Genomic DNA, 4,458 nt, shown 5'->3' with positions numbered 1-4,458 from the left:
GCGCGCGCCGCGCCGCGCCCCCGCCCCGCCCCGCGCGGCGCCGCGCGCCCGCCCGCCCCCCGGCCCGCGGGCCCCGCGCCCCCGCGGGCGCCCCGCGCCGGGCCCGCGCCGGGCGCCCCCCCCGGGCCGGGCCGGTGGCCGGGCCTGCCCCGCCGGTCGGCGGGTGTGGCATCGGCCGACCGGCGGGGGTGGTGCCCGGTTCGCGTCCCGGAGCCGGATTGTCACCCGAACGAGTGAGGTGCAGGCTGACAGCAGGGCCTGGGAAGCGGCCCGCGCCGGTCGGCCGCGGCACTGATGACGGCCGCCGGCGATGCACGAGGGGCAGGGCGATGGCAAGCGGGAAGCTCTGGGGCTATGTCGCATCGGGGGCCAGGGCGCTCGGCGCCCTCGGCGGGCCGGGTGGCCCCGGCCGTACGGGAGGGCCCGGCGGCGCGGTGGCGGGCGAGGAGGCCGGACCGTTCAGACCGGGCGAGATGGCCGGGCCCCGGGCGCTGTCCCGGCCGGAACTTGAGCGCGTCGAGTGGACCGACCGGCAGGCCGGCTGCGAGCCGCAGGCGCGGCACGTCCAGGTGACCGAGGTGGTCCGCAGGGTGGTGCGCGGCGGCGGCCGGGCGGCGGCGGTGACGGCCCGGCTGGCGCCGGGGCTGCCGGTGGTGGTCGGGGACGCCCGGCGGCTGGAGGACGCGCTCGCCGGCCTGGTCGACCACGCGATCCGGCGCAACCCGCCCGGCGGGCGGGTGCTGGTCCGCGCCGAGGTGGCGGGCGGGCCGGGCCCGGCCGCGACGGCCCTGCGGGCGGCCGGGTTGAGCGGGGCGGCGCGACCGCGCGGGCGGGTGGAGATCCGGGTGGCCGACCGGGGGTCGTCCGAGCTGCCCGGGGCGCGGGAGTGGCTGCTCGCGGGCGCCCGCGCCGACGGGCCGGTCGGGCCCGCCGTGCACAGCCTGGTGCTGGCGGCGGGCGGGCGACTGGCGGTGGAGGCCACACCGGGCGGCGGATTGACGGTGGTGCTGCTGCTGGTGGTCGCGCACGACTGACGGACGGCCGGCGGGCAGCTCTTCGGGGCTCCATCCTTCACCGCAAAGACTTCTTCGCAAAAAACCCTTTGCAAAGATGTCTTTGCGGTTCTACGCTCCTGCCATGACCGATGAACGCGGCTGGATGCACAGCGATGACCCGCACATCGTCCTCACGGCCAAGGGCATGCGGGCGATGGCCCACCCCGTGCGCATGCAGCTGGTCGGGCTGCTGCGCAAGCACGGTCCCTCCACGGCGACCAGGCTCGCCGAGCAGCTGGGGCTCAACTCCGGGGCGACCAGCTACCACCTCCGCCAGCTCGCCGCCGCGGGCTTCGTCGAGGAGGATCCCGAGCGCGGAAACGCCCGGGAGCGGTGGTGGCGTTCGGCCCACAAGTTCACCGTCTGGACGAGTGACGACATGGCCGACGAGGAGCTCGACACGGCCGTCGGCTTCCTGCGGTCCGTCCTCACCGCCCACGCCCTGGCGGCCCAGCGGTCGGTCGACGCCTTCGAGACGATGCCGCGGGAGTGGCGCAAGGCGGTCGGCCTCAGCGACGTGCTGTTGCAGCTCACCCCCGAGGAGGCCGGGCAACTGGCCGCTGATCTGTCCGCGGTGGTGCGGCGTTACCGCGCGCTGGATACGGAGGGGCCGGCCCCGGAGGGCACCGAGCGGGTCGCCGTGGTCGTCCACGTGCTGCCCGACGCGAGCGTCGGCACCGGCGCTGGTACCGATGCCGACACCGATGCCGACAGCGATGCCAGCACCGACACCGACACCGGTGAGGCGGGGTCCCGATGACCACCGTCGTCGACGCGCCCGCGCGCAGCCTCCGGCCGCTGGTCGGGGTGCTCTCCGCCATGGCCGTCTCCATCACCGGGACGCGTGTCTCGGCCATCGCCCTGCCCTGGTTCGTCCTGGCCACCACCGGCAGCGCCACCATGACGGGCCTGGTCGCCTTCGCCGAGATGGCGCCGTACGTGCTGGTCAAGGCGCTGACCGGGCCACTGGTCGATCGGCTCGGGCCGCGGGTGGTGTCCTGGACGACGGACTTGGTGAGCGCCGTCGCGGCCGGGCTGGTCCCGCTGCTGCACGCCCTGGGGCTGCTGCCGTTCGGGGTGCTGCTGGCGATGGTCGCGGTGATCGGCGCGATGCGCGGCCCGGGGGATCTGGCCAAGTCGGTCATGGTCCCGGAGGCCGCCGACCGCGCCCGGGTGCCGATGGAGCGCGCCACCGGTCTCTCCGGCGTCACCGAACGGCTGGCTTCCACGGTCGGCCCGGCGGTCGGTGGTGGGCTGGTCGCGCTGATGGGCCCGCTGGCCGGGCTGGCGCTCAACGCCGCCACCTTCGCCCTGGGGTCCCTCGTCATCGCCTTCGCCCTGCCGCGCGGGATGGGGCGCGCGGCGGCCCCGGCACCCGCTGCCGCGCAGGCCGCAGAAGCCGAGGCCGGGATCGGGACCGGAGCCGGGGCCGGAACTGGGGCCGGAACTGAGGCCGGAACTGAGGCCGAATCGGCGGGTTACTGGCGGATGTTCCGCGAGGGCTTCACCTTCCTGCGCTCCGATCCGCTGCTGCTCACCGTGACGGTGCTGGTCGGCATCACCAACCTGCTCGACGCGGGGTTCCTCACGGTCCTCCTCCCGGTCTGGGCGCGGGAGTCGGGGAACGGCCCGGCCGCCATCGGCCTGACCGGCACCGCCGGGGGGATCACGGCGGTCGTCGGCAGTCTGATCGCGGCGGCCGTCGCCCACCGGCTGCCCCGCCGGACGGTGTTCTTCGCCGGCTTCCTGCTCGTCGGGGCCCCGCGCTTCCTGGTGCTCGCGTGCGGCGCGCCGCTGTGGGTGGTGCTCACGGTCTTCGCGGTCGGCGGCTTCGGTGGCGGTTTCCTCAACCCGATCCTTGGCGCGGTGCTCTTCGAGCGGGTGCCCCGCCACCTGCTCGGCCGCGTCCACGCCCTCGGCGACTCCCTCGCCTGGGCCGGTATCCCGCTCGGCGGCCTGCTGGCCGGCGCAGCGGTCAGCCTCATCGGGCTGATACCCACCCTGGTCGCGGGCGGCGCCCTCTACTTCGCCTCCACCAACCTGGCCGGGTTGCGGCCGGAGTGGCGCGAGATGGACCGCCGGCGCGGCCGGACGGGCACCGTCGACGGGGCGAAGCCCGAGCCCGAGTCTGAGCCGGGGACAGAGCCCGAGCCCGGGACAGAGCCCGAGCCCGAGCTTGCGCCCGCGTCGATCCCGGCACGCCCGTAGGCCTGTCGTGCAGGGGCGGCGAGGCGAGCGTGCGGTCGGAACCAGCCGGTCAGAACCAGTGCAGGCAGTGCGGGGCGCGCTCGGCGCTGAAGAGGGCGTCGGCGAGGGCGGCCGCGCCCGGGCGGTGGGCCCGGATGTGCCCGGCCCGCACGAGCGTGCTCGGGGTGGTGCCGCCGAGGTAGACCGAGCCCAGGTCGCTCACGTCCAGGGACATGTCGGGCTCCCGGTCCGTCGGGACGCACTCGGCCTTCCCGTCCCGGACGGTCAGCAGATAGCGGCCGTGCTCGCCGAGGAACGGGTCGTCGACGTCGAGGACGAGCTCGCCGTCCACGAACCAGCCGCGCGAGGTCAGCGCACGCGGGACGTCCAGCAGCCGCACCCAGAGCCAGTCGGTGCTGCTGCTCCTCTCGCCGGCGTTGAAGTCCACAAGCTGCCAGCGCAGCGGGTGGTCGGACGGAACGTGGGTGTTAACCACCACGGGGGGCCCGGGGGGGGTGAAACCGGACCCGGGCCGCGCCCGGGGGGCCGGCGGGGGGGGGGGCCGCTTCCCGTCTCGCGGCCCCGGGGGGGGGGGGGCGGGGAGCGGGCGGTGCGGTAGGTGGCTCAGGACCCGGCGCAGGCGCTGGTCACGTCGCCGGCGGCGTCGGTGATCGCCCCGATGTCGGGCATCTTGCCCTTGGAGACGTTGTCCTGGGCGCTGGAGACGGCCTTGTTCAGCTTGTCGGTGGCCTTGTCGAGCTTGTCCCCGCTGTTGTGGTCGCGGAGTTTCTTGATGTCGTCGCCGACCTTCTTCAGGGCGTCGGCGGTGTGCTTTCGGCGCTCCTGGTCGGTGAGTTGGCCGACGTTGATGGCCGATGAGGCGAGGTCCTGGATGTCGCCGGTGATGCTGACGGCCTGTTTGCCGCAGTCGAGTGCCTGGTCGACATCCTTGCATGCGCTGAGTAGTGGAGCGGTGGCGAGCAGCGCGAGTGCGGCGGCGGCCAGTCGGTACGGTTTCCTTGTCATGTCTGTATCCCTCCCGCCGGCAACAACGCCTGATCGCCCACTCGTGGTTCCGCCCGATCGGGTGAATCATGGGTGAACCTTTACTGTCGGCCAGGAACGGGAGTTGATGGAACATCAGATTCCGGGCTCGAATTCGCCGAATTCGCCGATGTCACCGACTTCACGTCAGATGCCCTGCCACCAGACCTGG

General features: G+C 74.7%; 4 protein-coding genes and 1 pseudogene. 3 read left to right on the top strand and 2 right to left on the bottom strand.

Features of this window, described 5'->3' with window-relative positions:
- The first annotated feature begins 329 nt into the window (after positions 1-329).
- The 3 genes from ACFV6I_RS35625 to ACFV6I_RS35615 all read left to right on the top strand — a co-directional run bounded on the left by ACFV6I_RS35625 (position 330) and on the right by ACFV6I_RS35615 (position 3,263).
- Positions 330-1,034, top strand: a complete 705-nt coding sequence (locus ACFV6I_RS35625; protein ID WP_159398552.1) for an ATP-binding protein — start codon at positions 330-332, stop codon at positions 1,032-1,034.
- A 103-nt stretch (positions 1,035-1,137) separates the two neighbouring features.
- Positions 1,138-1,815, top strand: coding sequence for an ArsR/SmtB family transcription factor (locus tag ACFV6I_RS35620; RefSeq protein WP_380342536.1), 678 nt, complete (start codon positions 1,138-1,140; stop codon positions 1,813-1,815).
- Positions 1,812-3,263 (top strand): MFS transporter, encoded by a 1,452-nt coding sequence (locus ACFV6I_RS35615; RefSeq protein ID WP_380342534.1) that lies wholly within the window; start codon positions 1,812-1,814, stop codon positions 3,261-3,263. The genes ACFV6I_RS35620 and ACFV6I_RS35615 overlap by 4 nt, the downstream gene beginning before the upstream one ends.
- 49 nt (positions 3,264-3,312) lie before the next feature.
- Here the strand turns inward: ACFV6I_RS35615 and ACFV6I_RS35610 are convergent.
- Positions 3,313-3,738, bottom strand: a pseudogene (locus ACFV6I_RS35610) (sterol carrier protein domain-containing protein); the annotation flags it as partial.
- A gap of 128 nt (positions 3,739-3,866) precedes the next feature.
- Entirely contained in the window at positions 3,867-4,268 is a 402-nt protein-coding gene (locus tag ACFV6I_RS35605; RefSeq protein ID WP_063350735.1) for a hypothetical protein, read from the bottom strand.
- Positions 4,269-4,458 lie beyond the last annotated feature (190 nt).

Source organism: Kitasatospora sp. NPDC059803 (assembly GCF_042732255.1).
In the GTDB taxonomy this organism is placed as follows: domain Bacteria; phylum Actinomycetota; class Actinomycetes; order Streptomycetales; family Streptomycetaceae; genus Kitasatospora.
This window is presented reverse-complemented; position numbering and strand designations above follow the sequence as displayed.

Bases quoted from the DNA above. Each gene is read 5' to 3' on its own strand.
- ACFV6I_RS35605 (WP_063350735.1), bottom strand. From the start codon at position 4,268: ATGACAAGGAAACCGTACCGACTGGCCGCCGCCGCACTCGCGCTGCTC.
- ACFV6I_RS35625 (WP_159398552.1), top strand. From the start codon at position 330: ATGGCAAGCGGGAAGCTCTGGGGCTATGTCGCATCGGGGGCCAGGGCG.
- ACFV6I_RS35615 (WP_380342534.1), top strand. From the start codon at position 1,812: ATGACCACCGTCGTCGACGCGCCCGCGCGCAGCCTCCGGCCGCTGGTC.
- ACFV6I_RS35620 (WP_380342536.1), top strand. From the start codon at position 1,138: ATGACCGATGAACGCGGCTGGATGCACAGCGATGACCCGCACATCGTC.